At 64.2% G+C, this 23,625-nt stretch carries 25 protein-coding genes and 1 pseudogene; 15 read left to right on the top strand and 11 right to left on the bottom strand.

Going from position 1 to position 23,625, the window contains the following annotated elements; translation table 11 throughout:
• Positions 1 to 37 precede the first annotated feature (37 nt).
• Positions 38 to 316 carry a hypothetical protein gene (locus ACFC3F_RS05195; protein ID WP_376127369.1) on the top strand — a complete coding sequence of 93 codons (279 nt, stop codon included), beginning with the start codon at positions 38 to 40 and terminating at the stop codon, positions 314 to 316.
• 65 nt (positions 317 to 381) lie between these two features.
• Positions 382 to 615, top strand: coding sequence for a glutaredoxin-like protein NrdH (gene nrdH, locus ACFC3F_RS05200; protein ID WP_071044856.1), 234 nt, complete (start codon positions 382 to 384; stop codon positions 613 to 615).
• A 39-nt stretch (positions 616 to 654) separates the two neighbouring features.
• On the opposite strand, the gene ACFC3F_RS05205 is transcribed toward nrdH, so the two are convergent.
• Positions 655 to 891 (bottom strand): hypothetical protein, encoded by a 237-nt coding sequence (locus ACFC3F_RS05205; RefSeq protein ID WP_376127372.1) that lies wholly within the window; start codon positions 889 to 891, stop codon positions 655 to 657.
• A 219-nt stretch (positions 892 to 1,110) separates the two neighbouring features.
• Positions 1,111 to 1,611, bottom strand: a complete 501-nt coding sequence (locus ACFC3F_RS05210) for a hypothetical protein (protein ID WP_376127374.1) — start codon at positions 1,609 to 1,611, stop codon at positions 1,111 to 1,113.
• Positions 1,612 to 1,802: 191 nt separating this feature from the next.
• Between ACFC3F_RS05210 and ACFC3F_RS05215 the strand changes: the two genes are divergently transcribed.
• The 4 genes from ACFC3F_RS05215 (at position 1,803) to ACFC3F_RS05230 (ending at position 7,947) form a co-directional block, all read left to right on the top strand.
• Entirely contained in the window at positions 1,803 to 2,108 is a 306-nt protein-coding gene (locus tag ACFC3F_RS05215; protein ID WP_376127376.1) for a hypothetical protein, read from the top strand.
• Positions 2,109 to 2,167: 59 nt separating this feature from the next.
• On the top strand, positions 2,168 to 4,330 hold the full coding sequence (locus ACFC3F_RS05220; RefSeq protein ID WP_376127378.1) for a site-specific DNA-methyltransferase: 2,163 nt from the start codon (positions 2,168 to 2,170) through the stop codon (positions 4,328 to 4,330).
• Positions 4,327 to 6,918, top strand: coding sequence for a DEAD/DEAH box helicase (locus ACFC3F_RS05225; RefSeq protein ID WP_376127380.1), 2,592 nt, complete (start codon positions 4,327 to 4,329; stop codon positions 6,916 to 6,918). The genes ACFC3F_RS05220 and ACFC3F_RS05225 overlap by 4 nt, the downstream gene beginning before the upstream one ends.
• Before the next feature lie 639 nt (positions 6,919 to 7,557).
• Positions 7,558 to 7,947: a hypothetical protein gene (locus ACFC3F_RS05230; RefSeq protein WP_376127381.1), complete on the top strand. Its 390-nt coding sequence runs from the start codon at positions 7,558 to 7,560 to the stop codon at positions 7,945 to 7,947.
• A gap of 59 nt (positions 7,948 to 8,006) precedes the next feature.
• Here the strand turns inward: ACFC3F_RS05230 and ACFC3F_RS05235 are convergent, their stop codons facing one another.
• The gene (locus ACFC3F_RS05235) at positions 8,007 to 8,135 is read right to left on the bottom strand and encodes a hypothetical protein (protein WP_376127383.1); all 129 of its coding nucleotides are present in this window, start codon (positions 8,133 to 8,135) and stop codon (positions 8,007 to 8,009) included.
• 138 nt (positions 8,136 to 8,273) lie between these two features.
• Between ACFC3F_RS05235 and ACFC3F_RS05240 the strand changes: the two genes are divergently transcribed.
• A complete protein-coding gene (locus ACFC3F_RS05240) occupies positions 8,274 to 9,542 on the top strand; it encodes an IS256 family transposase (protein WP_242089912.1) in 1,269 nt (422 codons plus the stop codon).
• 75 nt (positions 9,543 to 9,617) lie between these two features.
• Here the strand turns inward: ACFC3F_RS05240 and ACFC3F_RS05245 are convergent.
• The 4 genes and pseudogenes from ACFC3F_RS05245 to ACFC3F_RS05260 form a co-directional block, all read right to left on the bottom strand.
• Positions 9,618 to 10,280, bottom strand: a pseudogene (locus tag ACFC3F_RS05245) (HNH endonuclease family protein); the annotation flags it as partial.
• Positions 10,198 to 10,488, bottom strand: coding sequence for a hypothetical protein (locus tag ACFC3F_RS05250; protein WP_376127385.1), 291 nt, complete (start codon positions 10,486 to 10,488; stop codon positions 10,198 to 10,200). The gene ACFC3F_RS05250 and the pseudogene ACFC3F_RS05245, both read right to left, overlap by 83 nt.
• A 396-nt stretch (positions 10,489 to 10,884) precedes the next feature.
• A complete protein-coding gene (locus ACFC3F_RS05255) occupies positions 10,885 to 11,475 on the bottom strand; it encodes a hypothetical protein (protein ID WP_376127387.1) in 591 nt (196 codons plus the stop codon).
• 2 nt (positions 11,476 to 11,477) lie between these two features.
• On the bottom strand, positions 11,478 to 12,401 hold the full coding sequence (locus tag ACFC3F_RS05260; protein ID WP_376127389.1) for an ArdC family protein: 924 nt from the start codon (positions 12,399 to 12,401) through the stop codon (positions 11,478 to 11,480).
• 487 nt (positions 12,402 to 12,888) lie between these two features.
• On the opposite strand from ACFC3F_RS05260, the gene ACFC3F_RS05265 reads away from it, so the two are divergent.
• The 3 genes from ACFC3F_RS05265 (at position 12,889) to ACFC3F_RS05275 (ending at position 14,148) form a co-directional block, all read left to right on the top strand.
• A complete protein-coding gene (locus tag ACFC3F_RS05265; RefSeq protein WP_376127391.1) occupies positions 12,889 to 13,383 on the top strand; it encodes a hypothetical protein in 495 nt (164 codons plus the stop codon).
• A 102-nt stretch (positions 13,384 to 13,485) separates the two neighbouring features.
• On the top strand, positions 13,486 to 13,827 hold the full coding sequence (locus ACFC3F_RS05270; protein WP_376127393.1) for a hypothetical protein: 342 nt from the start codon (positions 13,486 to 13,488) through the stop codon (positions 13,825 to 13,827).
• A gap of 15 nt (positions 13,828 to 13,842) precedes the next feature.
• On the top strand, positions 13,843 to 14,148 hold the full coding sequence (locus tag ACFC3F_RS05275; RefSeq protein ID WP_376127395.1) for a hypothetical protein: 306 nt from the start codon (positions 13,843 to 13,845) through the stop codon (positions 14,146 to 14,148).
• A 33-nt stretch (positions 14,149 to 14,181) separates the two neighbouring features.
• Here the strand turns inward: ACFC3F_RS05275 and ACFC3F_RS05280 are convergent, their stop codons facing one another.
• Both ACFC3F_RS05280 and ACFC3F_RS05285 read right to left on the bottom strand, forming a co-directional pair.
• Entirely contained in the window at positions 14,182 to 14,547 is a 366-nt protein-coding gene (locus ACFC3F_RS05280; RefSeq protein WP_376127397.1) for a hypothetical protein, read from the bottom strand.
• A 13-nt stretch (positions 14,548 to 14,560) separates the two neighbouring features.
• A complete protein-coding gene (locus ACFC3F_RS05285) occupies positions 14,561 to 14,923 on the bottom strand; it encodes a DUF3846 domain-containing protein (protein WP_376127398.1) in 363 nt (120 codons plus the stop codon).
• Between the two features lie 348 nt (positions 14,924 to 15,271).
• Between ACFC3F_RS05285 and ACFC3F_RS05290 the strand changes: the two genes are divergently transcribed.
• The 3 genes from ACFC3F_RS05290 to ACFC3F_RS05300 are packed head-to-tail and all read left to right on the top strand — an operon-like array spanning position 15,272 to position 20,099.
• On the top strand, positions 15,272 to 16,582 hold the full coding sequence (locus ACFC3F_RS05290) for a hypothetical protein (protein WP_376127400.1): 1,311 nt from the start codon (positions 15,272 to 15,274) through the stop codon (positions 16,580 to 16,582).
• Complete coding sequence (locus ACFC3F_RS05295; RefSeq protein ID WP_282837533.1) at positions 16,579 to 19,026, top strand: ThiF family adenylyltransferase; 2,448 nt, start codon at positions 16,579 to 16,581, stop codon at positions 19,024 to 19,026. The genes ACFC3F_RS05290 and ACFC3F_RS05295 overlap by 4 nt, the downstream gene beginning before the upstream one ends.
• A complete protein-coding gene (locus ACFC3F_RS05300) occupies positions 19,023 to 20,099 on the top strand; it encodes a patatin-like phospholipase family protein (RefSeq protein ID WP_282837532.1) in 1,077 nt (358 codons plus the stop codon). The genes ACFC3F_RS05295 and ACFC3F_RS05300 overlap by 4 nt, the downstream gene beginning before the upstream one ends.
• A 92-nt stretch (positions 20,100 to 20,191) precedes the next feature.
• Here ACFC3F_RS05300 and ACFC3F_RS05305 read toward each other — a convergent pair whose 3' ends face one another.
• Complete coding sequence (locus ACFC3F_RS05305) at positions 20,192 to 20,512, bottom strand: hypothetical protein (RefSeq protein WP_282837531.1); 321 nt, start codon at positions 20,510 to 20,512, stop codon at positions 20,192 to 20,194.
• Between the two features lie 441 nt (positions 20,513 to 20,953).
• Here ACFC3F_RS05305 and ACFC3F_RS05310 point away from each other — a divergent pair, with 441 nt between their 5' ends.
• Positions 20,954 to 21,364, top strand: a complete 411-nt coding sequence (locus ACFC3F_RS05310; RefSeq protein ID WP_376127403.1) for a hypothetical protein — start codon at positions 20,954 to 20,956, stop codon at positions 21,362 to 21,364.
• A gap of 161 nt (positions 21,365 to 21,525) precedes the next feature.
• Here ACFC3F_RS05310 and ACFC3F_RS05315 read toward each other — a convergent pair whose 3' ends face one another.
• Positions 21,526 to 22,209, bottom strand: a complete 684-nt coding sequence (locus tag ACFC3F_RS05315; protein WP_279071142.1) for a uridine kinase — start codon at positions 22,207 to 22,209, stop codon at positions 21,526 to 21,528.
• Positions 22,210 to 22,346: 137 nt separating this feature from the next.
• Between ACFC3F_RS05315 and ACFC3F_RS05320 the strand changes: the two genes are divergently transcribed.
• The gene (locus ACFC3F_RS05320; protein WP_242089912.1) at positions 22,347 to 23,615 is read left to right on the top strand and encodes an IS256 family transposase; all 1,269 of its coding nucleotides are present in this window, start codon (positions 22,347 to 22,349) and stop codon (positions 23,613 to 23,615) included.
• The last annotated feature ends 10 nt before the right edge of the window (positions 23,616 to 23,625 follow it).

Raw genomic sequence — 23,625 nt, forward strand, 5'->3', positions numbered from 1 at the left:
GATGCGCAGGGAGGGGCGACGGATGAGAGTGCGGCTGATGACGGGACGGCAGTTGAAGGCGCACCTGCTGGTGGCGAGTGCTTTCGCTGCGTCGGCCGGTGAACGGGATGCGCTGGGTGAGTCCGCCTACCGGATATACAACGCGGTGCTATTTGTGCGGGAGCTGCCTGCTCTGCAGGCGGCCGCGGACGAGTGGGCCCGCACGCTTCGGGAGCACCCCCGCCGCGCACTGTGGGTGCGGACGCCGCGATTCGCGTTGGCCGTGCCATTGCCGGCCCGTAGGCCGCGCCGCATCGTCATCACCGCGCTTCAGTGACATCCACCTGATGTCTGAGCTGGTTGGCAGTCTCAGCGCAACGAGAATAGGAAGGAGGACACCACATGGCCACCACGGTTTACACCAAGCCCGCGTGCGTGCAGTGCACCGCGACCTATCGGGCGCTAGATGCGAAGGGGATCGAGTACGAAGTTCACGACCTCTCGCAGGACGTTGACGCGCTCGAGCAGGTGAAGGCGCTTGGGTATCTGCAGGCGCCCGTCGTCATCACCGACGAAGATCACTGGTCGGGATTCCGGCCAGACAAGATCGACGAGCTCGCTGCTCGTCTCGCCTGATGCGGTTGAACGGCTGAGAGACCCAACATCCGGGACCTCTCAGCCGTTCTCCGTCGCCTTGCTTACCGCCCACAGGCGGACCAAGGTGTCGCGTACGTGGGCGTTCGACTCCAGGAGCAACCTCACGCGGCTAACGTGAGCTGCGGTCGCTTCGGCGCCCATCAAAGCGCGGACCTGCGCGCTCTCTGCTGCCCAGACGGCGAGCTCGTCGAGGCTGATGTCGACGGTGGCGACCACCTCAGCCTGCTGAGTCCATCTCACGGTCTGCTTAGTCATGTCAGTCTCCGCGGAAGAACCCCACTGCCGCGACGATGAGTAGCCACACCAAACCCGCCGCCAGCCCTGTCAAAATGATCCGGTCGAGGATCGGTGCCACCACGATCCCCAAGAGCCCTGCACCAGTGACCAGGGCGAGAACGGCGACTACAGATAACTGCACTGACAAGCGGTGGCGGAGGTGCTCCGGAAGGCGACCGGGAGTCCGTGGCTGCCCGCTCATGCGTCAGCCTTCGCTTCCAGACCGGCGAAGCCGATCTCTCGTGTCCACGCCGGCTCGCACTTCCGGATGCCGCGCAGGTCGCCATGGTTTTCGCGGGGCCACCTCAGGAGCGGGCCCTTCCGGAGGCTCTCGCCCAAGCGGGCGACGATCTGTCGCGCCTGCGATTGCTCCCATCCGGGGTGCGATGCGCAATTGCGGACGTAGTGCCGGCGCGCCGCCTCGACCTGCAGCGCCACCGTGGGCTGCAGGAGATAGCTCAGCGCGACTTCCATGATCGGCTGCCATCGGTATGTCGAACGGGGCGGGTTCGTGGCCTCCGCCAGGCTCACCGCGTCGAGGTTCGCGTCGCTGAGCTCGCGGCCGATTCCGTCCGCGACATGCGTCACGCACTGCGACCCGGTCGGCATCGGCTTGGCCGGGTCGGGGCTGAGTCCCAGGATCATCAGGGCAGAAACAAGCAGATCGATCGTGTCGTCTGAAACGAGTGCTGCAGCCATAGTCTCACTCCCTACTAGTTAGTATCTCTGACAGTTACTAACTGTATCACCGGTGAGAGACGTCGACAATGGTCGGCGGCAGCCGTCTCGGGTCGCCTCGACCTCAAGCTCCCCGCAGCTCGCGGCGGCGGATGAATCGCTAGCCTGAACGCAAGCGCACGACATAGTCGTTGGATTGAAGAGGGGGATTCATGGCCGGCTTGATCGACTTCGCCAAGAACATCGGGCAGGAGGCTCTGACTCGGGTGCGAGGCGTCGCAGCCGAACACACCGATCAGGCATTCGAGGACGGGTTCAACACGGCCGCCAACATCTGCGTGCAACTGGTCACGGATGCTTCCGCCGAGCTCACCACCAAGATGAGCAGCACTTCGCTGTCAGATCGAGAACAAGCGCAGCTCGCGCAGCTGACAAGGCTCAAAGGAGAGATGGAGCAGGCGCTCTACGCATACTGGGAGAAGGCGGCCACCGAGCAGCCATCCTCCTCCAGTCGCTAATCCCGGCCGAGGGCAAGGCTTGCGATGAGAGTCGCAACGGGATCAATAGGCTGTCCGTTGTGTCCCGAATCACCCAGCTGCTCAAACACGTCGAGCAACTCAACCCCCAGCTGGCAGCCGACCTCACACGCGAGTACACCGCACTGAGCGGCCGCCGCGCGTTCGGTCTCAACTTCGAGCGGCACACTCCAGAGACGGTCGAACTGCCCGGCCGCCCTGTTCGCGTCAACGACAAGGTGCGATTCTTGCCTGCCCGCGGCGACGCACCTTCCACCGTCGACGATCGTCTGTGGAGGGTGAGAAGCATCGCCCTCGAAGAAGCAACCAAGACGGCGACGCTCGTCGCCTCGATCGAAGACTCCACGCCTGCTCCGACAGATGTGGAGCTCGAGGTCGTGACCCGGAACATCGACGACCTCGTCGTCGTCGCCGAGTTCCGGGATCCCATCTACCCGGGCCTTGTGTCAACAGGGCGAGTAGAGCGCGGCGGAGACAAGCCGTTCCACACCGTCATCAACGCCGAGAACTTCCACGCACTGCAAACGCTGCAGTACACCCACGCAGGACGGGTCGATGTGATCTACATCGACCCGCCCTACAACACCGGCGCCAAGGACTGGAAGTACAACAACGACTACGTCGACGGCGAAGACATCTACCGCCACTCGAAATGGCTAGCTTTCATCGAGCGCCGCCTGAACGTCGCCAAGCGGCTGCTAAACCCAGACAATTCTGTCCTCATCGTCACCATCGATGAGAAGGAGTACTTGCGGCTCGGGCTGCTCCTCGAGCAGGTATTTCCGGAAGCACGAATCACCATGGTGACGTCGTCAATCAATGGTGCGGGATCCACCCGGAGCGGAACCTTCAACCGATCCGCCGAGTACCTGTATTTCGTTCAGTTCGGAAGCTCCGCTCCCTCACCTTTGCCCCTGGGCAGCGAGTGGAACCCAGTCGTGACACGCAACAAGAACGACATCCGATGGAACCTGCTGATGCGCTCCGGAACACAACCCTTCCGCACGACACATCCCAACCTGTTCTATCCAGTGAATGTGGTCGACACCCCACAAGGACCCATCTTTCATTCCGTCGGCGAGCCGTACTACGGAGACGGCTGGCAAACCCAACCCGCCCCAGAGGGCGCCGTAGCGGTGTGGCCCATCCGACAGGACGGTCGGGAAGGCCGCTGGCAGATCAGTCCCGCGGCTCTCCGAGAACTGATAGCTCAAGGTCATGCACGGTTGGGCAAGTGGAACGCCGAACGAACAACTCCCTATTACCTCAAGCTCGGGGAGCGCAAGAAGGTCACCGAAGGCACCTTCAAGGTGCTCGGACGTAGGGCCGACGGCTCAGTCATTACCGACAGCTCCGACTACGAGGCACGATTCGTGCCTACCGATGTGTGGCGAATCTCATCTCATGACGCCGGCAACAGCGGGTCGCGATTGCTGGCCGCACTTCTCCCCGACAGAAAGTTCCCCTATCCCAAGGCGCTCTATGCGGTCGAGGATGCGCTCAGATTCTTCGTCGCTGACAACCCGGACGCGACGATAGTCGACTTCTTCGCTGGCTCCGGAACGACCGCGCACGCAGTGATGCGACTGAATCGACAGGACGGCGGACGTCGACAGTCGATCAGTATCACCAACAACGAAGTGAGTGCTGACGAGCAGAAGCGACTGCGTGCAGACCGTCTACGGCCCGGCGATCAGGAATGGGAGCGCTGGGGTATCTGCGACTACATCACCAAGCCGCGACTCGAGGCGGCGATCTTGGGAAGAACGCCGGCAGGCGAGCCGATCAAGGGAGACTACAAGTTCGTCGACGAGTTTCCGATGCTCGACGGCTTCGACGAAAACCTCGAGGTGTTCACCCTCACATACGAGTCACCACGGATGGTTTCTCACAACAGAGCGTTCTCGGCGATTGCTCCACTTCTGTGGCTGAGGGCGGGAGCTCGTGGGCCGCGTATTGACGCCGAAGAAGAGGATTTCGCGATCGCCGAGACGTACGGGGTGCTGTTCGACGTGGACTCCTCGAGGGCGTTCAAGGAGCAGTTGGCCGCGGCGCCATCGGCACGCGTGGCCTACATCGTCACCGACGATGACAGATCGTTCCAGATGGTCTGCGCAGGCCTCCCGGAGCACATAGAGCCAGTCCGGCTATACGAGTCCTATCTGACCAACTTCACGATCAACGTCGGGGGAGAGAGCCGGTGAAGTTCACCCTCAAGGACTATCAGGCCGATGCGGTAGCGGACGTGCTGGCCAATCTCATCGACGCGCGCGAGGACTATCACCGGCCACGGCCGCGGCTGTCGGCGTTCTCGCTGTCTGCTGTCACCGGTGCTGGCAAGACCGTCATGGCGGCCGCGGTCATCGAAGCGCTGTTCGCCGGCAACGACGACTTCAACTTCGCACCCGACCCGGGCGCCGTGGTGCTGTGGTTCACCAGCGACCCGTCACTGAACGAGCAGACCCGTCATCGCATCCTGCAGGCTACCGAGGAGATCCCGTACTCACGACTCGTCGCGATCGGCAACACGTTCGCCGGAGATCGCCTCGAACCCGGGCACGTCTACTTCCTCAATTCTCAGAAGCTTGCTGCCCGATCACTCCTTGTGCGCGGAGGCACGCTCGCCGACGCCGAGAACATGTTGATCGCTCCAGACCGCCGGGCCAACACTTTCTGGGATGTCCTGCGCAACACGATCGAAGATCCCGCCCTCACGCTGTACGTGATCCTCGACGAGGCACACCGGGGGATGAAGCGCCCCAATCGCAATGAACGGGCAGAGAAGTCAACGATCGTTCGTCAGCTCGTCAACGGCGAAGCTGGCGCCCCTCCGGTACCGGTCGTGCTCGGCATCAGCGCAACGGTCGAGCGGTTCAACCAGGCGATGGCCGACTCGTCCGGACGAACTCTGCTTCCAAACGTCGTGGTCGACCCCGCCCGAGTGCAGGAGTCTGGACTCCTCAAGGACGACATCCGTCTCGACTTCCCCGCAGAGACCGGCACCTTCGACACCGTGCTGCTTCGCCGCGGCGTACGCAGAGTGAAGGAATCCACCCAGCACTGGGCCGACTACCACCGCGCACAGGAGACCATGGAGGATCCCGTCATTCCCCTCCTGGTGGTGCAGGTGCCCAACACCCCCAGCGACCAGATGCTGCTCGATGCGCTCCAGGCGATCGCCGACGAGTGGCCGGAGCTCGGCGATGCGAACATCGCACACGTCTTCGGCGAGCACACCGACCTGGTCATCGGTGGTCGCGTCATTGGCTACATCAGCCCCGAGCACGTGCAACAGCGCACCGCCATCCGCGTCCTGCTCGCGAAGGACGCGATCTCGACGGGCTGGGACTGCCCGCGCGCCGAGGTGCTCGTCTCCTACCGCCCAGCCCAGGACGACACGCACATCACCCAGCTGCTCGGCCGGATGGTGCGAACACCGCTGGCCCGACGCATCCCCGGAGACGATCGCCTCAACTCGGTGGAGTGCATCCTCCCATTCTTCGAACGGTCCACCGCCCGAAAGGTCGTCGAGCTGCTCCTCGGCGTCGCCTCCTCCGACGGCGATGACGACGACCTCGACGCCGGCGGTGGCTCCGGCGGCGGTGACGGTCGACGAGTGCTCCTGGGACCGATCGACATGCACGTCAACGCCACCATCCCGGTAGAGGTTTGGAACGCGTTCGATCAGCTCCCGTCCGAGACGCTCCCTCGGAAGGGCGCTCGACCCACCTCACGGCTCTCGGGACTGGCCCAGGCTCTCGCATACGACCGCCTTGTGCCGAATGCCACCAAGCTCGCCCACACCGAGCTGCTGGCGGTGCTCGACGGTCTCGCGGCCCGCTACGCCGACATCGTCGACGAGGCACGCCAAGATGTTCGCACCGTCGACGGAGAAACCATCATCGCGTCCATCGCAAACCGGACGTTCATCGTCGACTCGACCTTCACCGAACTCGCCGACGACCGCACGGTCGACGCCGAATATCGCGCCGCCGGCCGAGTCCTCGGCAAAGACATCGCAGCCCGATACGCCGAGCGCATCGCAGACCGTGACGGCAACGACGACGCCTTCTTCGCAGCACATCTCCAAGTCGCCGCGCTCGCCAAAGTGCCGACCGTGGCGGACGAGCTCAACCGCGCTGCGACTGCACTCGCGGAACGATGGCTTGCCGAGTACCGGATCCCCATCAAGGGCCTCTCCGACGAGAGACAGGCCGTTTACGCCGAGCTCATCGCAATGACGGGCACGCCGCAGCCGATCTCCGTCCTCCGGCCCAAGGTACGTACGGAGTCGACTATCACCGAAGACGGCAATCCAGTTGCCACGCGCACCCACCACCTCATGTCGGACGAGCACGGCGCGTTCCCCATCGGTTCGCTCGGCAGCTGGGAGATCGACGTGCTCGATCGCGAGCTGCCCCACAGCGCCGCCTGGTACCGAAACCCGGGAAGAGCTGCCGACGACGCGCTCGCGATCGCCTACGTGGACGGCAAGGGTGCGTGGCGCCGGTTGTTCCCAGACTTCATCTTCTTCGCCGACGTCGGTGGGAGCGTTCGGCCCTCTATCGTCGATCCGCACGGGTTCCATCTCGCCGACGCGTTGCCGAAGCTTCGTGGTCTGGCACGGTTCGCCGTCGAGCATGGCGCCGCGTTCCACCGCATCGAAGCGGTCGCGAAGGTCGACGACACGCTGCGGGTGCTTGACCTCACGCAGCAGAACGTTCGAGATGCGATCGGAGCGGCAAGCGACGCCGAGGCTCTCTACCGGAGCGGGGCGGCCAGCAACTACTGATCACCGCCGAATAGAAGAAGACGCCCGGTGGGTGAAGCGGGAGATGGGAAGGAGCACTTGTCAGAGATACTGCTTCTCAACCGCCGCACCGCAACCGGGCGTCTCAGAGGAGATTACTCCACCCTGGCGACACGCGTACAGGCGGCCCGCGATTCGTGGCAGACAGGGGGCCACATTCGCCTGCGGATCTGCGCGTGTGCGCCCTCGAGGGGGAACCGATAGTCCACTCCTCGTGAGCGCCTGAAGAACAGTCAGGGACCCCGATGCTCTTCAGATAGCGTGGGGCCGTGCCGAAGACTGTCGCCTTGTCCGCGCCCATCGCGGCTAACGAGTCCTGACCGCTCCATGCCCGATTTTCAGCCAGACGCTATTGCCGCGTCGATAGAGCAACTTTCGCCATCTACGCTCGAGCGATCCGGCGCGCTCTTCTATTCGGGGTCGAGCGCTTTTCAAGGTCACCGTGACCTATACATCTTGGGCTTGAATCCCGGTGGGTCGCCCGTTTCCCAAGCGAGTGAGACGGTCGCACGCAGCGTTCACGATTGGAAGCGGCGTGCGGCGCCCTGGTCCGCGTATCTCGACGATTCCTGGCAGGGCAAACCCCCTGGGACGCACGGGCTGCAACCACGCATGCGGCACGTGTTCGACCGACTGGGGCTTGACCTCCGCGATGTGCCGGCCAGCAACGTCGTGTTCGTCCGGTCGACGAGCGAGGAGGCGCTTGGTCGTGAAAAGGAGGCGCTGCTGAAGCAGTGCTGGGTGGTTCATGACGCGGTTCTTCAATCGCTGGGGATTGGCACTGTTCTTTGCCTCGGTGGCACTGCTGGACGTTGGACTCGGGAGGCGATCGGCGCCGACCGATTGATCGACCGGTTTCGGGAACAGAACGCCCGAGCATGGACCAGCGAGGCGCACGTCGCGGCCGACGGCCGTGCTGTCGTAACCGTGACCCATCCCGGCCGCGCTGACTGGCGAAATCCTGCCGCCGACCCCACGCCACTGATCCGCGCGGTACTTGCCCGAGCGTGACATCGCTTCCGCCATGTCTGCGGACTTGCATTCGCCCGGCCTCATGACGGAGATCTATATCAGGCGCAGCTGGCGAGCGTCGTAGTGAGCGCGCGCCGGTCTTCGAGGGTCAGCTCCAGCTGGTAGTTGGTGGCGACGAGAACCATCCGTGCGACGTAGACGCAGCGGTAGCTGACGTTCGGAGGCATCCATTCGGGCCCGCTGTCACCGGGTGAGTCCCATAGCGTGGTGTCACTTCCCGCGGGGTCCTCGTCGTCGTAGACGATGACGGGCCACCGTGGGATACCCAGTTGTTTCCGCCAAGAAGCAAAGAAGTGGATCCCACGATGACCCAGAACCAGTCTGCCTTGACGACCCTGATCGGCGAAGTCCTCGCCGACCCCGACCTCGCCCACTCGGACGTGTTCCGCCGGATGCTGCAGGCCGGCCTGCAAGACCTGATCAACGCGGAAGCGACCGTGAAGATCGGCGCGGCCCCGCACGAGCGGTCTCCTGAGCGGACGACCCGCCGCAACGGAGTGCGCCCGAAGACGCTCGCGACCCCGGCCGGGGAGGTGGACCTTCAGATCCCGAAGCTGCGGGAGGGGTCGTTCTTCCCGTCGTTGCTGCACCCGCGTCGCCGGGTCGACAAAGCCCTCTACGCGGTCATCTGCCAGGCCTGGATCGACGGAGTCTCGACCAGGAAGGTCGACCAGCTGGTCCGTGCGCTCGGCAACGACACCGGCATCTCGAGGTCGACCGTGTCGCGGATCTGCGGGGAGATCGACGAGGCGGTGCAGGAGTTCCTGCACCGCCGGATCGATCACACCTGGTTCCCTTACCTGTTCCTCGACGCCACCTACCTCGACGTCCGCCACCGCGGCCGGGTCGTCTCCCAAGCCCTCGTCGTGGCCACCGGAGTCTCCGGCGACGGCAGGAGGGAGATCCTCGGGATGGCGCTCGGGGACGCGGAGACCACCGACTTCTGGACCGAGTTCCTCCGCTCCCTCCGCGACCGGGGACTCAAGGTCGCCACCGACGCCGACCCGCTCGGGGTGACCCTGGTCACCAGCGACGCGCACGCCGGCCTGAAAGCCGCGGTCAAAGCGATCCTGCCCGGATCCGGGTGGCAAAGATGCCGGGTCCATTTCGCTCGCAACGTCACCCAGAAGATCGGCTCGGCCCGCTCCAAGCCCGTCAACGCACTGATCTCCACGATCTTCGCGCAAACCACGACCGAAGCCGTCACCGCGCAATACCAGGCCGTCACCGACAGCCTCCGCGGCTCATTCCCGGAGATCGCGACCATGCTCGAGGCCGCCGAACCCGACCTCACCGCGTTCGCACCGCTGCCCCGCGAGCACTGGCAGAAGGTGTGGTCGAACAACCCCATCGAGCGCCTCAACCGCGAGATCAAACGCCGCGCCGACGTCGTCCAGATCTTCCCTGACCGCGACTCCGTCACCCGCCTCATCGGGGCCGTCCTCCAAGAACAGCACGAGGAATGGTCCTACGGCGAACGCCGCTACTTCTCCGACATCTCCATGCGCAAACTCGTCCATACCCTGCACGATCACACCGAGCAGCCCCGCCCCGAGCGCTACCTCACCGCCTGACCCTCCACCCACCACAGGGAACAACCGGAGTGACACCACACCACGGGACTTGACCCTGTCACCTTTGGACTGGTTGAGCGGGCCGTCGACGGGCGTGAGGTTGAGTGGGTCGTTTGCGAACTGCTGTCTCTTCACCTCGGTCCAGGCGTCCGCTCCGCGTTGCCAGGCTGCTGACAGCGGCCAGAGGTGGTCGATCTGCACCGCTTCGCTCGTGCCTTGACCGCGGGTGAACGCGATTGCGGTGCCGCTGAAGGGATCGGCGAGCGTGCCCGTGAGAACGACACAGTCGTGTGTTCCGGGCTTGAATGTCACCTCCGTCAACCAGATTCGGAGCATGTCGTTGCGGGTGTCACAGCCGTTTCGGTCCACATCCGCCCAGCGCTGGCCGAAGGTGTCACGTTCATACGCGCGGATGAGCACCTCATCGGCGGGCGGCAGTTGGTCGATCTGCTGCTCGATGAGCGAATGGTTGAAGGCGTAGGAGCCGCTCTCACTTTGTGTGGTGTAGCCGGCGTTCACGAGGGGCTGCAGGTCGGGGTCGGGGACGATGCTCTCTGCAGGGGACGCGAACGAGCCGGACGTCAGCCAGATCGCCGCCGTGGCGGCGCAGACGGCGCTGATGGCGGCGATGGCGGTTACGATCCGGCGAGCCATGTCAGGCGGCGAGCTGGCGACCGTTGGGGATGTCGTCGATGAGTTCCTGGAACCCGGTGGCAGCGTCGAGGAGTACCTGTGCATCGTCGGTCATCGCCTGGATGGTCGTGGCGGACTCGGTGACGGCTGCGCGGTTGAGTTTGCTGAGCATGGCGGTGGCGTTGGCCAGCGCGAGCCTGCGGGACTTGTTCAGACGCTTCGCTTCCTGGGCCGGAGTGCCTCGCGTGGTTGCGGTCGGGTTCGCCTGGCGGTGCAGAACCTTCATCACCTGCATTGCTGTCTTGTTCGCCATTTCCCTCAACTCCCTTCGGTATGTATCTCTCTCAGTTACTATTCTACAGGATTGCGGAGGCTGTGGAAAGTTGAGCTTCCCGGCCACGACGAGCGAGTAGCGTGCCGAGATGATCGCGGATGACGGCTTGGTGTCCTCGGACCCGGATTGTCCTGGGTGTGGAACGCGGACGCGTTCATACGGTCGCTGGTGGAGGTGCTGGTGCGGGTTGGTCATCCTGCCGGTCGGGGATGCCGTCCCGGAGCCGCGCGTCGAGATCGGGGCGATTCGCCGCGATCCAGCTACAAACGTCGCTCCATTCGACGCCGGATGGGTATGAGTGGTGAGGGGGCATGGGCGCCGATTTTAGGTGCGGATACCGACGTAAGCGCTGCTCGTCTCTATACCGATCGGCGCTCAGGCCTGGGTGAGTAGCGCTTGCAACCGCGCGCGGAACTCGGCACAAGCCTGGTCGAGAATTGCTGCCCGATGCCGGTCAGCCTCCGGACGGGTCTGGAGCTCGGCGAAGTGCTCACTCAAGACCCGACGGCGTGCGTAGCTGATCGTGTTCGCAGCGGCGTGGGTGGCATCGGTGGCGATCGACGAGATGAATCGCTTGAGTCGTTCGTCAACGTTCAGAGGCGGTAGGTGGAACTCGACACCGGCCAGGTCGTCGAGGATGAGTTGCCGCTGCCGGTCGGTCAACGGCGCGCTGTAGTTCCGTGCAGCGGGAAACGCGGAGATCTCGCCACCGGCGTAGACGGTCAGGTCGACGTGGACCATCTCCCGTTCGGCGCGTCCGATGCGCACGATCGTGAGACGATCACCGGTCTCCGTATCGATGGGGCGCAAACGCCCGCGGGTCTCCCTCGAGGCTGGGGGAGCTTCAATCGAGCGCACGTCACACACTTCCCAGAGGATGCCGGCGGCACGGATGTGGGCGCCGTAGGAGACCGTCCCTGCAGACGCGTGGGCGCCGGTCTCCAGGGGTCCGGTGTCCTGCATCATGGTCAGGCGGCGAGCTCGTGAGCGATCGCGGGCGCTGGTGTCAGGATCTCGGAGATGCGCTGCGCTGCGTCCAGGACGCGTTTGGCTGTCTCGCGCATGACGTCGGCCTCGGCGCGCTCTGCCCACCCCGTGATGTAGCCGGCCGAATAGTCGGCCGAGTCGAGGCCGAGGATGCCCAGTGCGACGTAGGCGGCGGACTCCGCTTCGACCTCGCATGTGCCGCGATGCGCCACGTAGTCGCAATCCTCATCCGTGTGCCCGAGGAGGAAGTGGCAGACCTCGTGGATCATCGTCTTTGCCGACTGGGCGGGAGAGATCGAGTCGGACAGGGCGACGTGCTTGCGTGTGCCTGACGCGTAGCCATTCATCCCTTCGGGCATGCGCTCGCGGCCGACAGTCCACCCCAGACCCGTCATGTAGTCGCTGAGGTCATCGACGATCCCGAGATCGTCGTCCCCGGTGAGCTGCTTCACGGGGTTGTCCGGGGCGCCTGGGTGCCCGGGGATGGGATCGGTCTGAGAGATGTCGAAGACGCTCAACACGGGAAACCAGGTCACGGTTCGTGCTTCGCTGTCAGTGCTCTCATCCTCGGCCGCATCGATGCGCTTCTGGGCGTACCCGAAGATTCGGATTGCCTTGGTGCCGCGGCGCACCTGGCGGCCAAGCTCCTGCCACTTCCGGAAGCCGGCGACCTGGGTGAAGGAGTCGGCGCTGCCCGTGAGACCGGCAGCCTTGAGCGCCTCGAACTGGGCCCAGATGAGGCAGAGGTTGTTGAGCGAGTAGCGGTGGAAACTGCGTGCGTATCGCAGGAACTCGGTCCACTGCTCGGAGTCGCGAAGCTTCTCGACCTGCGCAGTGATCGTCTCGTGCAGTGCTTCAGCGCGAGCCTTGCGCTCTTCGGGGCTGAGCGTCTTTCGAGTAGCCATCGTGCACCATCCTTCTGTATGTATCTCTGACAGTTACTAATATACACCCGACGAGGGACACGCGGAAGATCTCTCCCTAACCCCATTCGCTCCGGCGGCAGGATCCCGACGCGAGTGTCTGCGGGTGGGTGTATTTTGTAACTGACAGAGATACGAAAGGGAGGTAAGCGCGATGCGAGACGTGAAGAACGCTCCTTCAGCCGGCGCGAGCTCGTACCAAGATCCCTACCCCGGTCGAAAGGGCGCCGACCGGATCACCGAAGCATGTGGCGCGTGTGGGGGTACGGGCATCTACAGCGCACCCAGCCGGATCACCTTCTACACCTCGAGCGTCGGTGACGTCACGACCGGATGCTTCGCCTGTGGGGGAGCCGGCACGCGTTCATTCCTCATCTCGTCTGCCCGATCCACCGCACGTCGCCGCGCACGCCTCGCTGACGAAGCCCGAGACGCGCTTGCGCGAATTGTCTCCGCGCAAGCGCGCTTCATGGAGGAGAACGCATCCGCCCACGGCGCGCTCACCCACGCGTACGGTGAACTGCGCGAGGGCGATCCGCTGCGCCGCAGGGCGGGGGATCTCTTGGATGCTGCCGAGACTGCCGGCATCGAAGAGCTCGACTTCGATGTCTGGGGCCTCGAAGCTGAAGCTGTCATCGCCGAGTTGCGTAAGCAGGAGGCTGCCAAGCGCCCCGTTCCCACCGGTCGTGTGCGCCTCGAAGGGGAGATCACCGCTACGAAGTGGGTGGAGAACGCCTACGGCGGCTCGCTCAAGATGCTCGTCACAGGTCCGGGCTGGAAAGTATGGGGCAGCGTGCCGCGTGGGCTTGAGTTCGATGGTCGACCCGCCCGCGGCCACCGCGTGGCGTTTACAGCGACCGTCGAGCGTGGTGACGATGACGAGTCCTTCGGCTTCTTCTCTCGGCCCGCCAAGCCGCAACTGCTCGCTCACCCTGTCGAGGCGTCTGCTGCTGATGCGGAATGACGCTATCTCGCAAGACGCGAGCTCACAATCGCCACCTTGACACATCACCCTAGGAGAGTACCGTTAGTAACGAACCAAGATACTAACAAGGGGAAAGCAACTATGGCGCTGACACTCACGATCACCAGAGAGATCCCGCCGTCTCAGGTGGTCGACCTCTGTGACCTTCTTCGCGGTCCAAGCTCATCCTGGCTAGTTGCCACCGAGTCCGATCTCGACGCGGCGACCGTCTCCATCACTCACTACACCGACGTCGACGAGCCCGAAGGAGAGGTCACTACGACCGTCACCTTCCAAGGAATCCTCGACGCGCTCGCCGCGGCCTATGCGGAGGGACAGCTCTGCTGTGCAGCCGTCATGATCGACGATCTCGGCGCCGGCTGCGCTGACGACGCCGACCACATCTTCCATCGCGTCACGTTCGACGCGCCCATCTACAGCTAGATCTGGAGCAAAGTCATGCACACCACCAAGATCGCCTCGTCGCCGAAGACTGCGGTCATCGCAACAGGCATCGTCCGATCACCCCTCATGCTGACCCGCAGCCTTCCCGGACGAGTAGCTCGGGTGAGCTTCCGCATAGACGGTGAGCACGGCCCGTATAACGTCCACGCGACTGGGCCTCGCGCTGAGATGATCCGTGCTGCCGTCAGCAAGGGTGATCGCGTCACCATCACCGCTCTGTGCGCGACGGTGAGCCATGCGGCCCAGACCGTTCCCGACATCGAGGTGGAGACCATCGAGGTCGTGCACCGCGACCGCTGACCCCTCGACCAGGAGTAAGCGGCGCGCGTGGTGTCAGGGCAGCGGCTCGTCGAAGGCGTGGATATCGTCGAGCAGGCTCACGTAGCTGAATGCATCGGTGGGGGAGTCGCCCCATGAGAGTCCTCCTGTGGCGATGTACTCACGGCCGCCGATCCGAACATGTGCCACGTCTCGGGACTCGAGCCCTCCGTTCCTGATCCAGCTTGTGAGCGCGTCAGCAGCCAGATCGGCCGCCCTGCCGGATCTGTCCTCGAACAGCTCCGGGTAGAGCTCTGTTTCCAGATCCCCTTCCGAGGCCGCCGCTGCCGCTCGCTCCTCCACGCGGGTGCACAGCACGTCGACCGACGCATCGGAACCCCTGCTGGTCATTCGGGGAGAGGCGGCGATCGCCAACAGCATGTCCGCACCCATCTCAGGCCTCCCCGCGCAGCATCATCGCCAGCTGCTCCACCAGCGCGGCTCGAGTCTCGGACAGCCCACGAGTCTCGCCCGCCTCGTCGATACCCCCCGTGAAGATCACCGGACCCACGATCGGGTTGGCGGCACCGAGGCAGCCGAGTTGGACTGCCTCCGCGAGGGGGTTGCGCTCGAGCGGCGAGAACTCGGCCCAGCCGTTCTCGTTGGCGTAGAACTCGAAATCCTCAGCTAAGGTGACGGGCTCGATGTCCCCCTGGACCGCCTCCGAGATCACCGGATAGGCGTTCGCCCCCAGGTCCACGCGCTCCGTGCGCGCATCGGGCGAGACCTTCACTGCCAGTCGCATCGTTCCGCTCATATCATGCTCCTTTGTTTGTATCTCTGACAGTTACACTTTAGCGCGGACCACTGACATTGCTGAAGAAGAAACTGTAGGTTCCGCGTGAAGATGGCACTTTCCACGACGAGATGGCATGCAGTTGGCATTCGTGCCAGGTACCCGGGATCCGCTCCTTGTGCCATTCGCCGGTGCTTGCCGTGGTGACGTCGAATGTGGGGCGGCGCTGGGAGCCGGATTGGCGCTGGGTGGCTCAATGATCCGCTTGCGTTTCCCAGTGTTGGTGTCGGTGGTCGTAGCTACCTTGAGCAGTGCACACCCGAAGTGTGGCGGATTGGCGCGCACCGGTTTTGGTCGACAGGAAGGTGCGTGATGTATTCAGAGGGGCTTCCCGCGAGAGGCGCGGTGTTCTGGCCGGTTGGCACCGGAGATAGTACGACAGTCGTCGTTGATGATGGCGTGGTGATGCAGGTCGATCTTCATGACCTTGCGAAGGCGGACAGCGATGAGAACCCAGAAGTCGCGGTTGTTGATCGCCTCGTTGATGCCCTCCCGATCGTTGATGGGGAGCCGTATCTTGCCACCTTCGTGTTGACGCATGCCGATAAGGACCATTGCCTGGGTTTTGCGGATCTGCTGGCGAAGGTCCGTATTGGTGAGCTGTGGTCGACGCCGCGCCTGTGGCGTGAATACAACGATCCGGAGGCACCGGAGCTGTGCGCGGACGCGATCGCGTTTCGTGAAGAGTCGGAGCGTCGTATTGAGGTCACGCGTGCAGCGGTGAGCGTCGGTGGGGCTCCAGGGAGTGGCGATCGGATCCGAGTAGTTGGATACGACACCGATCACAGCTCCCATGCGTACGACGATCTCCCGAAGGAGTACTTGGCGTATCCGGGGACGTCGCTGACAGTGCTGGACGGTCATGATCGTGCCGGTGTTTTCGAGGCGTTCATCCATGCACCCTTCAAGGAGGATGCTGCGGCTGCCCGGAACGAGACATCGTTGTCGATGCAGGTGACCCTCACCGACGAGTCGGGTGTTGACGGCAAGGTTCTGCTCTTCGGAGATCTGGCGCACGACACGATCATGAAGATCTTCAAGTACAGCGAGGCGAAGGATCGCGAGCAGTATCTCGAGTGGGATCTGTTGCTTGCGCCGCATCACTGCTCGAAGCGGGTGATGTACAAGAAGGATGTGGACGGCGCGGAGGTCTTGCAGCAGGACATCCTTGACGCTTTCGAGCGCAACGCCCGGCTGGGTGCCTCGATTGTGGCCAGTAGCGCGGTGTTTCCTGACGTGGACGTGGACGGCCACAACCCGCCGCACCTTATGGCGGCGGATCGGTACGCCGAGATAGCTGATGAGCTGATTTGCACCATGTCGTGGGTTGATGAACTGGCACCCAGTCCGGTGGTGTTCGGCGTCGACGCGTACGGTGCGCGCGTGATCCGCGGCGAGCTGCTTGAGAAGTCGGCGCAGGAAGCGGCGCTGGAGTTGTCGATGTCCTCCGTCGGCCGCCGGTTTGCCGCCGTCACTGCTGCCGCGGTGAGCTTGGCGCACGCACTTCCTGCGACAGCGGTGGCCTCTGAGTTCTCGGGCGTGGATCGGGTTCAGGACGCGATCGCCGCTGATCGTGGTGGGCAGAGCGCACCGGAGAACCCCATCGGGTTCGGTCGTTGAGCGAACTCGCCGCCCGCCAGCTCGCGGATCTCGCCGACATGAGTGGCGGCGCTATCCAGCTTCTCGGATCGACGGCGGACGAGACGATCTCCACCTACAGCATCTCCTTGGACACGGCCGGTGTCGTTACCGCTGGCTCCGGTATCTCAGTGCGGCGCAGGGAACGATTCGAGATCCTGGTCGAGCCGTCATACCCTCACGCGTACCCGTCAGTGATGGTTCGACACCGGCGGTGGGCGGGCACACCGCACGTGCAGTGGGGTTCGGTGTTGTGTCTCTATGCGGCGCCGTCCGTTGAGTGGAATCCAGCAGATGGCATGCGGGGTTTGATTTCCCGCCTGATGTCGTGGGTGCAGCGCGCAGCTGCGGGAGAGCTCGATCCAGCGGGTCAGCCGCTGCACCCACCTATCGCGTACGGCTCCTATAAGAACGGGTGGATTGTGCTGCGCCCGGATCTGGGAGATCTGGTGCCGTGGCGCGATCTCGGCGGTGACGGGGTCAGGCTGGTCTACGCGTGGTGTGTGCAACGCGGGTCTCGCGTTGATGTGCTCGAGTGGCTCACTCCGCTTCAGACCTATGAGCGCGTTCTCGAGGACGGTGTCGCGAGCCATGACGATCAGGGTCGCGCGCTCTTCGTGGCGCCCTCGATAGTGATCAGCGACACACTCGATATGGAGTACCCGGCAACTGCCGCTGCCCTCGCCGACGCGCTGGATGGGTACGGGGTTCCGCGGGACATGCTTCTCTCGGCTCTCGTTCGGGCATCGACGATCAACAAGGTGCTCGGGCACTCGGTAAGCGGTGGCAGTGCAGTGCCAGCGATGATGCTTCTGGCTACACCTGCGCGGCGCCTCGACCCTGGGAAGCCGCTTGCGCACGTGACGTGCTGGCACCTCGATGACCTCGGCTCCAAGATCACCGATCTCTTGCAGATGATCCGACCGGAGAACGAGCAGCTCGCCACGGACGTTCGCGAGCTGGCCGAGGCCTGGTTGGGTTTCGCGAAGGTTCAATGGATGATCGTCCATGAGGCGCGCGCCGAGGTGACACGACGCCGTGACACGGGATCAGCGTCGACATGGCTGGCCGGAAAGCGTGTGCTGCTGCTCGGCGCCGGGGCGCTCGGCGCACCGATCGCAGAGCAATGCGTTCGCGCAGGCGTGGCGGCTCTTCACGTGATCGACAAAGGGAATGTCGGCCCGGGGATCCTCGTGCGCCAGCCTTACGACGATGATGACATCGGTTACAACAAGGCGGAGCGTCTGGCAGCTCGGTTGTCCCGTGTCCGCGAAGACTTGATCGTGACGGCCTCCCGATCCCACATCGTCACGGGAATCCTGAGCGAACCCGACGCCGTCCTGGGATACGACCTCGTCATCGATGCGACGGCGGACGTGGGCGTGCGGACCGCCCTCGAGGATGCCCGCTCTTCGCGCAGAGATCAGTGGCCGCCCACTGTCGGTGCCGTGTTCGGACACACCGCGGAGCGCGGCGTCGTCACCGTGTCCTTGACGGGAGCAACCGGGGCAACACACGATGTCCTGCGACGAACTGCGATCGACATCGCCACCAACCCGCCCCTCGGATGGGCTGAGATCGCTGAAGATTTCTTCCCAGCCACCCCGCGGACGGACATGTTCTTCCCCGAGCCGGGTTGTTCTGCACCCACGTTCACGGGGTCCTCCACCCAGACAGTGGCTCTCGCTTCCCAACTGTTGTGGTCGGCTCTTCGTGTGCTGACTGATCGTGAGGCAGCACCGATGACGGCGGTGGCGATTCACCTCACCCCGCCCGCGGCCGGCCACGTGCCGCGGCCATTGACGTGGCCGAACGACGTGACGATGGCGGATCATTCCGGTGAGTATGAGGTCCAGGTGAGTTCGCGTGCACTGGCTGAGATCCGGAGCGAAGCCCGTCGGGGTGCGCGCATCCGAGGGGCAAAGGTCGAGACGGGCGGGATGCTCCTGGGCATGATCGACGATGCGACGGGAACTGTGCACGTGGACGCCGCCACGGGCCCGTCCCCGGACAGCCACCTCTCCTCGATCTATTTCGATCACGGCGTCGAGGGCACTCAGCAGATCGTGGAGGCAAGCTTGCGTAACACCGGTGACCGGGTTGGCTTCGTGGGCATGTGGCACACGCACCCGCACGGCCCCGCCAGACCGAGCGACATTGACGATGCGGGAATGTCGCAGATCGTCGCGCCTCAGGGTGCTGGGCGGCGGGCGCTGATGCTGATCCTCGGCGGACCGTCACACGCCTGGTCGACCTGGTTACGCGATGGGACCCCACCCCACCTATATGCGCGCGTTGTCCGACGGGATGAAGGACGCACCCGGACACCTGCAAGCTCACCGTTTTACATGACGATCGGCAGCACCCACTGGTTCCCGGGAGGATTCGCCTACCCGACGGCGGGCGCGATCGAGGCGGACGGATGACCACTCCGCGTATTGGCTTAGCCCTTTCGGGAGGCGGGTTTCGCGCTACAGCCTTCGGACTTGGCTGTCTCCGGGCACTGCAGGATCGCGACCTTCTCCAGCACGTGTCTGTCGTATCCGGAATTAGCGGCGGAAGCCTACTCACGGCCATGTGGGCGTACGGGCCGGCCGAGTTCGCTGAGTTCGACGACTCGGTAGTCCAACTCCTTCGCTGCGGGCTGCAGGCCGAGCTCGCCCGACGCGCATTCGCGCCCACCGCGATGGTGAAGAGCGCGAGCAGCGCACTTCGCGCCACAGTCCCGGGTCAGCGCCGCGGGTACTCGCGTACCGATGCCCTCGTCGCTGCACTTGCCTCACGAGCGTTCGGCAGCCGCGACGTGGCCGACGTTACGCACCCGGATCGCAGCGTGATTTTCTCCGCGACGGATATGACTACCGGCAACGCCGTGAGATTCGGTAGCAGGGTGAGTTCCTGCTCCGCGTACGGAAAGATCCTGGATCCGGTCACCGTCGCAGAGGCGGTGGCGGCTTCGGCTGCGTTCCCGATACTCCTGCCCGCGATGACCAGGGAGTATGAATTCGAGAACCGCGATGGTCATCGAACGCATGAGACGGTGGTCATGACCGACGGCGGCGTATACGACAACCTTGGACTGAGTCCCTTGCTGCCCAATCGATCCACTGCTCACACAAGCCACACTTACGAGCTCGATTTCCTGATCGCGGCTGATGCCGGCCGAGGGCGCGCCCACCGCCGCGCTGCACGCTTCCTCCCCGGCCGGCTGTCGCAGAGCTTCGATATCACGTACGGCAAGACCCAAGATGCGAGCCGCGGCCGCATCCACGACGCAGCCGCGGCCGGCCAGATTGATGGATTCGTGCACGCATACCTCGGGATGCGCGATCACAAGCTCCCGGTGCCACTCCATGATCTGATCCCGCGTGAGCGTGTCGAGCGATACCCCACCAACTTCGCCGCAATGACCACGGAGGACCTCACGGCCGTCGCGGTACGGGGTGAACAGCTCACCCGGCTGCTCCTGGGCCACTACCACGCTGACCTCGGCAACTGAAGCGACGGCTCACGGCACCCTTCCGGTGAAGCTTCTCCTGCTTCCCCACGTTCGGCTTATCGGTCTACCACGTAGGTGCCCGCAGACAACTCTCAGCTGGCGAGTTGGCCGACTTCGTCGTCGACGCCGTCTGCGTATTTCTTCATTGCATCCCAGATGTGGGTGCGGCGTATGCGGTAGAGCTTCGCCTTGCCGTCTGGCCCACGGCCGAGGTATTCGATCTGTCCGGCGTCGGTGAGGCGGTGGATCAGTGGGTGAACGACACTGCCCAGCAAGCCGGTGCGCTCCACGATCTGCTTGGGCGAGAAGGTGTCGTCGTCGAGCGAGGCGATTTCGAGCATGACCGTGGACATGTGGCTGTTGCCGAAGAGCGCCTTCGACTTCTCCGGGGTGTACGGGTCGGCCATGGTCATGACCTGAGTTTCCCACACGTCGGCACGATGATCTCTCCTTACTCGCGGACGGCGTGATCGCCGCCTGCTGGTGCGCCCCATCGGACGTGGAGCCAGTCCTGTCTCGGACATCTCAATCTTTGTAGGAACCGGTGCGACTTGTCCACCGCGCGCACGTCACAGCGGGCTTTCGACTCGAGAAATGTCCACGAGCTGCAGCGTCATCGTTGCGCGAAGATGTCCACTTCCCCCTAGGGCGAGCGCCCGCAAGCGGATCCGCTTGCGGGTGCAGAGATTCCCATTGATGCTGAAGACGACGACACACAGCATCTGGGATCAACGACAGGCAGGCAGCCGATGACCAGCACGGAACCTCTACTGGCCACCGCTGAACCGCGATCGACGAGAACGGTGGCGGCGGTAACCGTGCTTTACGTCATCGTCACCATGACATCACTGGTGGTGGCCTCCCTGACTTCGTTCACCGATATCCGTCTCCTCGGGACGGTGCTCGCACTTCTCGGTCAGCTTGTCTTCCTCGTTCCATACCTGCGCCGACACCTCCAGGCTGTCGCCGTCTGGATCACGTCCGGTCTGTGCATGGCCGCGAGCGGACTGTTCTTCGCCTACCTCGGTTCGTACTTCCTTGCGGGGCTCGTCTCGCAGCAGATCACGAGCGACACAGAGAACCTGTGGGCGATCGCGGCGTTCATCGCGACATGCTCCGCCCTCCTCGCGCTGAGCGTGGGAACGATCGTGGTCGGCCTGGCGGCGTCCACCTCCGCGCGCTGGACGACTTTGGCTGTCATGGGCATCGTGGTGACCGCTATCGTGGCCGTTTCCGAACCCGTCGCGTACTTGCTCGCGCCCTAAGCCGAAATTCCGCACGCGCCCAGGGGGACGACCGTAGAAGGATGGGTCCACAGAATTGTCGACGATGGTCTCGCTGAGGGCACCTCAGTAGCGGATCTCCGCACGATGTCGGGCGCCCACTGATCAGAGCGTCCTACCTGAGATGACGCGGGCTTGGAGATTTACAAGGGTCCGCTCGCCACGGCCAGCCGATCTCGCTCGAGCGGGATCGTGGGGGTCCCCGCGACAACTATGCATGCCCGTTCCCACGGCCTCTGCTCCGATAAGAACAGCAGTTCCTCATCCATCCATTCGTGCCAGAAAGCGACGGTCTCTTCGGCGCTTCCATTCACGCCCTGAGCAATGTCTCGGGCAATACCTCGTGTTTCCGCTGCAGCGAAGTCGGACTGTACCCAGACGGTGGCATCAACGAGGTCGCTCAATTCGCGCTGGCTGGCCCCAACGCCCTCGATGATCACGAGATCCAAACCAGCGCGAACCTCGATGGCCCCGTCCCTCCCATGCTTAGCCCAGGCGGGCGGTGAGAACATCACGCTCTCACCGCGGCGCAACGGACTCAGGATGTGATCGCCGAGGAGATGGCCCCACGTGAAGAAGGGTTCATTCCAAGCGATGTCATCGGTATGGACGATGGCTGAGCGATCCACCTGTCGAGCCAACCGTTCGGCGAGAGTTGTCTTCCCGGATGCACCGCGACCGTCTACCGCCACGATTAAGGGCTTGCGGGGCGAAACGCTGCCCGCATTGAACAGCACCCGGACGAGGTCCTCTTCTCGAATCGCCCGCCAAGGGCCGGCAGCCGGCTCGCCGGGCGGCAAGGTCATCGGAGCAACGAGGCCGGGCATTCCGCGATCGTACTTTGTCGGGGTGAGTCCCATAGCGTGGTGTCACTTCCCGCGGGGTCCTCGTCGTCGTAGACGATGACGGGCCACCGTGGGATACCCAGTTGTTTCCGCCAAGAAGCAAAGAAGTGGATCCCACGATGACCCAGAACCAGTCTGCCTTGACGACCCTGATCGGCGAAGTCCTCGCCGACCCCGACCTCGCCCACTCGGACGTGTTCCGCCGGATGCTGCAGGCCGGCCTGCAAGACCTGATCAACGCGGAAGCGACCGTGAAGATCGGCGCGGCCCCGCACGAGCGGTCTCCTGAGCGGACGACCCGCCGCAACGGAGTGCGCCCGAAGACGCTCGCGACCCCGGCCGGGGAGGTGGACCTTCAGATCCCGAAGCTGCGGGAGGGGTCGTTCTTCCCGTCGTTGCTGCACCCGCGTCGCCGGGTCGACAAAGCCCTCTACGCGGTCATCTGCCAGGCCTGGATCGACGGAGTCTCGACCAGGAAGGTCGACCAGCTGGTCCGTGCGCTCGGCAACGACACCGGCATCTCGAGGTCGACCGTGTCGCGGATCTGCGGGGAGATCGACGAGGCGGTGCAGGAGTTCCTGCACCGCCGGATCGATCACACCTGGTTCCCTTACCTGTTCCTCGACGCCACCTACCTCGACGTCCGCCACCGCGGCCGGGTCGTCTCCCAAGCCCTCGTCGTGGCCACCGGAGTCTCCGGCGACGGCAGGAGGGAGATCCTCGGGATGGCGCTCGGGGACGCGGAGACCACCGACTTCTGGACCGAGTTCCTCCGCTCCCTCCGCGACCGGGGACTCAAGGTCGCCACCGACGCCGACCCGCTCGGGGTGACCCTGGTCACCAGCGACGCGCACGCCGGCCTGAAAGCCGCGGTCAAAGCGATCCTGCCCGGATCCGGGTGGCAAAGATGCCGGGTCCATTTCGCTCGCAACGTCACCCAGAAGATCGGCTCGGCCCGCTCCAAGCCCGTCAACGCACTGATCTCCACGATCTTCGCGCAAACCACGACCGAAGCCGTCACCGCGCAATACCAGGCCGTCACCGACAGCCTCCGCGGCTCATTCCCGGAGATCGCGACCATGCTCGAGGCCGCCGAACCCGACCTCACCGCGTTCGCACCGCTGCCCCGCGAGCACTGGCAGAAGGTGTGGTCGAACAACCCCATCGAGCGCCTCAACCGCGAGATCAAACGCCGCGCCGACGTCGTCCAGATCTTCCCTGACCGCGACTCCGTCACCCGCCTCATCGGGGCCGTCCTCCAAGAACAGCACGAGGAATGGTCCTACGGCGAACGCCGCTACTTCTCCGACATCTCCATGCGCAAACTCGTCCATACCCTGCACGATCACACCGAGCAGCCCCGCCCCGAGCGCTACCTCACCGCCTGACCCTCCACCC

The sequence above is a fragment of the Microbacterium sp. NPDC055910 genome (genome assembly GCF_042271185.1).
Classification (GTDB): domain Bacteria; phylum Actinomycetota; class Actinomycetes; order Actinomycetales; family Microbacteriaceae; genus Microbacterium.

What these genes read in the sequence shown, in the direction of transcription:
- ACFC3F_RS05275 (WP_376127395.1), top strand. Translation starts at nt 13,843, where the DNA reads ATGCACACCACCAAGATCGCCTCGTCGCCGAAGACTGCGGTCATCGCA.
- ACFC3F_RS05250 (WP_376127385.1), bottom strand. Translation starts at nt 10,488, where the DNA reads ATGGCGAACAAGACAGCAATGCAGGTGATGAAGGTTCTGCACCGCCAG.
- nrdH (WP_071044856.1), top strand. Translation starts at nt 382, where the DNA reads ATGGCCACCACGGTTTACACCAAGCCCGCGTGCGTGCAGTGCACCGCG.
- ACFC3F_RS05315 (WP_279071142.1), bottom strand. Translation starts at nt 22,209, where the DNA reads ATGCCCGGCCTCGTTGCTCCGATGACCTTGCCGCCCGGCGAGCCGGCT.
- ACFC3F_RS05260 (WP_376127389.1), bottom strand. Translation starts at nt 12,401, where the DNA reads ATGGCTACTCGAAAGACGCTCAGCCCCGAAGAGCGCAAGGCTCGCGCT.
- ACFC3F_RS05240 (WP_242089912.1), top strand. Translation starts at nt 8,274, where the DNA reads ATGACCCAGAACCAGTCTGCCTTGACGACCCTGATCGGCGAAGTCCTC.
- ACFC3F_RS05320 (WP_242089912.1), top strand. Translation starts at nt 22,347, where the DNA reads ATGACCCAGAACCAGTCTGCCTTGACGACCCTGATCGGCGAAGTCCTC.
- ACFC3F_RS05280 (WP_376127397.1), bottom strand. Translation starts at nt 14,547, where the DNA reads ATGCTGTTGGCGATCGCCGCCTCTCCCCGAATGACCAGCAGGGGTTCC.
- ACFC3F_RS05300 (WP_282837532.1), top strand. Translation starts at nt 19,023, where the DNA reads ATGACCACTCCGCGTATTGGCTTAGCCCTTTCGGGAGGCGGGTTTCGC.
- ACFC3F_RS05215 (WP_376127376.1), top strand. Translation starts at nt 1,803, where the DNA reads ATGGCCGGCTTGATCGACTTCGCCAAGAACATCGGGCAGGAGGCTCTG.
- ACFC3F_RS05205 (WP_376127372.1), bottom strand. Translation starts at nt 891, where the DNA reads ATGACTAAGCAGACCGTGAGATGGACTCAGCAGGCTGAGGTGGTCGCC.
- ACFC3F_RS05270 (WP_376127393.1), top strand. Translation starts at nt 13,486, where the DNA reads ATGGCGCTGACACTCACGATCACCAGAGAGATCCCGCCGTCTCAGGTG.
- ACFC3F_RS05210 (WP_376127374.1), bottom strand. Translation starts at nt 1,611, where the DNA reads ATGGCTGCAGCACTCGTTTCAGACGACACGATCGATCTGCTTGTTTCT.
- ACFC3F_RS05305 (WP_282837531.1), bottom strand. Translation starts at nt 20,512, where the DNA reads ATGACCATGGCCGACCCGTACACCCCGGAGAAGTCGAAGGCGCTCTTC.
- ACFC3F_RS05195 (WP_376127369.1), top strand. Translation starts at nt 38, where the DNA reads ATGACGGGACGGCAGTTGAAGGCGCACCTGCTGGTGGCGAGTGCTTTC.
- ACFC3F_RS05285 (WP_376127398.1), bottom strand. Translation starts at nt 14,923, where the DNA reads ATGAGCGGAACGATGCGACTGGCAGTGAAGGTCTCGCCCGATGCGCGC.
- ACFC3F_RS05265 (WP_376127391.1), top strand. Translation starts at nt 12,889, where the DNA reads ATGGAGGAGAACGCATCCGCCCACGGCGCGCTCACCCACGCGTACGGT.
- ACFC3F_RS05255 (WP_376127387.1), bottom strand. Translation starts at nt 11,475, where the DNA reads ATGATGCAGGACACCGGACCCCTGGAGACCGGCGCCCACGCGTCTGCA.
- ACFC3F_RS05235 (WP_376127383.1), bottom strand. Translation starts at nt 8,135, where the DNA reads ATGCCTCCGAACGTCAGCTACCGCTGCGTCTACGTCGCACGGATGGTT.